At 71.2% G+C, this 3762-nt stretch carries 3 protein-coding genes and 1 pseudogene; all 4 read right to left on the reverse strand.

Features of this window, described 5'->3' with window-relative positions; all coding sequences use genetic code 11:
• Nucleotides 1–272: pseudogene (locus NBX02_RS14840) on the reverse strand (hypothetical protein); the annotation flags it as partial.
• Nucleotides 273–823: 551 nt separating this feature from the next.
• Nucleotides 824–1975, reverse strand: coding sequence for an AIM24 family protein (locus tag NBX02_RS14845; RefSeq protein WP_250287394.1), 1152 nt, complete (start codon nt 1973–1975; stop codon nt 824–826).
• A gap of 196 nt (nt 1976–2171) precedes the next feature.
• Nucleotides 2172–2849, reverse strand: coding sequence for an AIM24 family protein (locus tag NBX02_RS14850; protein ID WP_250287392.1), 678 nt, complete (start codon nt 2847–2849; stop codon nt 2172–2174).
• Between the two features lie 105 nt (nt 2850–2954).
• Nucleotides 2955–3762 (reverse strand): AIM24 family protein (locus tag NBX02_RS14855; RefSeq protein WP_250291805.1); only part of this gene is annotated, 808 nt, incomplete at its 5' end.

Raw genomic sequence — 3762 nt, forward strand, 5'->3', positions numbered from 1 at the left:
GCGCCCACCGGCGCGGACGGCGGGGCGGCCGAGGTGGGTGGCGCGGCGCCGGGGAGCGGCCCCGCAGGGGTGGACGGGGTGGCACGCGGCGGGGCAACGGCGCTGAGCACCGCTGCCTGGTCGTTCGCACCGCCGCTCCGCCCATCCCCGATGGCATACAGATACAGGGAGCAGCCGATCAGCGCGGCCCCGAGGATCCCGGCGCTGGTCCCCAGCCACGGTTTCGCCCACAGCCGGGCCCCCCAGCCGGACGCGCGCCGCCGGCTGCTCATGCGGACCCCCACCCGCTCCGCCGCCCGCTCTCGCGCCCGCCGCTCCGGCCGCACACGGCCGTCGGCTGCCGAGCGGAACACGAAGCCGTGGTCACCGCGTCCGGAATCTGTACGCCGAGAAGATAGCTGCCCCACACCAGGTACGACGAGTCCGGACCCGCCCGGGTTGCAATCCCACGCCCTACTCCGAGACCAGAACCGCAGGTTGTCCGGGACGTCGTTACGGTTTCGTTGCAAATCCCCGCGCTACCCCGGAAGACCTGGCTCCCCCAGCACCTGAAAGGTCATCCCGACAACACACGTTCATATCAACGTCGACCGGACATATCCCCCACCGAAGACCTTCAGATCACGAGAACGAGGAAACAAGCGGTCGTTATGGCAGCCGTTTACGTACTCATTCTCATGATCGAATATTCTCGCGGCCGAGAACCGTACGGTGGATGAGAGCTGGGCTGCTGGGCCGGGCAGCACGAGAAGCCGAGCGTGCCGCCGCGGCCCTGACGGCTGACGGCTGAGCCGCCCGAGCGACCAACGGCCGAACCCTGCGGCTATCGACCGCCGAAGAGACCGCCGCGACCGCCCTGGTTGCCGAACAGGCCGCCGAGCGCTCCGCCGAGGCCACCGTCGCCGTGCCCTCCGTGCCCTCCGTGCCCCGGTGGGCCGCCGCGGTGGCCCTGGAGCTGGTTGCCGGCGAAACCGGCTTCGCCGAGCCCGAAGTGCCCGGCGAGGCCGGCGTTGGCGAGCGCGTTGTACGGCGGCAGCAGCTCGCAGGGCTGGACGATGACGTACCCGTCCCCGGAGAACTGCATCTGCCAGCTCTCCCCGGTGTTGCCGCGCGGCCGCCACACCGAGGACGAGGTGACCGCCGCCTGCATCGACACCTGCAGGCTCGACGACCAGCCGACCACCGCGTCGGCGTCCGCGAAGTAGTAGTTCTGCGGGGTGACGTGCATGACCAGCGGGGCGCCCGACGTCACGACCGCGACCTTGCCGTTGCCGGAGAGCTCCACCTGGTAGCTGCCGGCCCCGGCGATCGACACCTGGGAGTCGATGCGGACGACGTCCCAGTGCAGGCCGGCGTCGAAGGCGAGGACGTTCTTGCCGTCCACTGACAGCCCGTCCCCGCGCAGGTCGAGAATGTGCACGTCCTGCGCCTGGTAGGCGAGGAAGACCGTGCCGCCGCCGGAGACCTTCATCAGGTTCAGGCCCTCGCCGCCCTGGAACAGCGACCGGAACTGACGGCCCCAGCCCTCCCAGTGGGCGTCGAAGGTGGCCCCGCCCTGGTAGGCGACCATGGCGCCCTTGCGGGCGTAGAACTCCCGCATCCCCTCGGCGCCGAGGGTCGCCTTGAGCATCTTGCCGTTCTGCAGGGTGAAACGCTCCTGGGACTGCACCTCGGGGTTGCCGAGCAGGCTGCCGCGGATGCCGCCCGCCGGGCCGCCGGGCGGGCCTGGTGGAGCGGGTGGGACGCCCGGCCCACCCGGGTAGCCGCCCGGTGCCCCGCCAGGAGGCGGATACCCGGCCGGTGGGTATCCCGGCGGCTGGCCGCCGGCTGGCGGGTAGCCGGGCTGGCCGGGTGGCTGCGGGTAGCCGCCCGGCTGACCGGGCGGAGGCGGATATCCACCGGGAGGATATCCACCGGAAGCTGCGCCGCCGGGGTAGCCGCCCGCGGGCGGACCGCCGAATCCACCGTGGCTCATCATCGAATCCTCTCACCCAGGCGTGCCGCGCAGTAGGCCGGACGCCGCGTCACCGGCAGCTCCCGCCCGTGCGCGGCCGGCACGTCACACGCGGCCCCCGGAGCGGCCCCGCGCACCGTCCGCACCAGCCGTGGCACCCGCATCACTCACATCACCCGCGTCAGCCGCGTCAGCCGCGTCAGCCGCGTCAGCCGCGTCAGCCGCGTACCGAGAAGTTCGGCCGCTCGTCCTCGCTGGGCTGGACCACGACGAAGCCCTGGCCGGAGAAGCCGAGCTGGAACGCCTCACCGGAGCCGCGGCCGATCAGTCCGCCGAGGCGGACCGTCCGCCGCGGCTGGACCTGCAGGCCGTCGGTGAAGGCGACGAGCGCGTCGGTGTCGACGAACGTCTGCGCCTCCCGGGTGTCCAGCACGACCGGGCTGCCCTTCGCGGTCATCGCCACCCAGCCGTGGCCGCGGATGACCACGTTGAACATGCCCATGCCGGAGAGCATGCTGACCCCGCGGACACGTTCGATCCCCCACTGCAGGCTGGCGTCGAAGGCGAGGATGTTCTTGCCGTTGACGGACAGGCCCTCGCCGGCCAGCTGGGCGACGATGACCTCCTTGCCGTAGTCGGCCAGGTAGAGCAGGCCCTGACCGGTCGCGGTCATCAGCGGCACGCCCTCGCCGGTCGCCCACGAGGAGGCGATGCGGCCGAGCTGCGGGGGCTGCGGGTTGAAGTCGATCAGTCCCTCATAGGCGATCATGGATCCGGTCCGGGCGAACAGGTCCTGCCCGGGCTGCATGACCACTTTAACGATCTTGGAACCGTGCCTGCTCATCCGGTCCATGATCTGCGTCTGCCCGAAATGATCCATCAGTGTTCCGTACACGGCCGCCTCCTTTCCACGGTCAGAGAGCCGTCGAAGCCGCGGCGGAGAACATGCTCGCGCGCTTTTTCGGCCCGGGCCAGAACGTCACACACGGCAGCTGGACCTCTAGACCTCGTACGGCTGGACGACCACGAAATGCCCCTGGAAACCCATGAACTGCAGGGCCAGGGACTCGCCGCTGCTGCCGGAGTAGATCTGCCGGGAGATGCGCACCTGGGTCGACACGCTCACCCGCATCCCGGACGTCCAGGCGACCAGGGCGTTGATGTCGGCGAACGTCGGCCCGGCGACGGTCAGCGTCATCGGCGTCCCCTTGGTCATCACCACGATCGTCCCCTGCCCGGACACCTCGAAGTGGAAGAAGCCGCCCCCGGGGATGCCGGGGCTCTCGATACGCCTGACCTCGGTGCGCAGGGAGCTGTCGAACGCCAGGATGTTCCGCGCGTTGACGCACAGCGACTGGCCGTTGAGCTCGACGATGTGCAGGTCGCTGGCGTCCTGGGCGAGGAAGACCTCGCCGCGGCCCTTGCAGGTCATGAGTTTCAGGCCCTGCCCGGTGAGCTTGTTCTCTATCAGCCCGCGCAGGCCGGAGCTCTTGTAGTCGAAGTCGATGTCGCCCTGGTAGGCGACCATCGACCCGCGCAGGGCGAGGACCTCCGGCCCCTGGCCGAGGGTGGCCCGGACCAGCTTGCCGTTCTGCTGCGTCCAGCGGCCGGCCGCGGGGACCTCCCGGTAGGGGCTCAGGCTGTTCAGCGCACCCGGCGCCACCGGCTGGATCTGGGACGGCAGGATCTCGGTCGGCCCGAACCCGCCGGGCGTCGGCTGGGGCGGGACGCCGCCGGCGCCCCCGGCCGGACCGTACCCGGCGGGCTGCGCATGGCCCGGCGCCGGCTGCCCGTAGCCCGGCCCGGCG

The sequence above is a fragment of the Protofrankia sp. CiP1_Cm_nod1 genome (genome assembly GCF_920888515.1).
Classification (GTDB): domain Bacteria; phylum Actinomycetota; class Actinomycetes; order Frankiales; family Frankiaceae; genus Protofrankia.

Bases quoted from the DNA above. Each gene is read 5' to 3' on its own strand.
- NBX02_RS14845 (WP_250287394.1), bottom strand. From the start codon at position 1,975: ATGAGCCACGGTGGATTCGGCGGTCCGCCCGCGGGCGGCTACCCCGGC.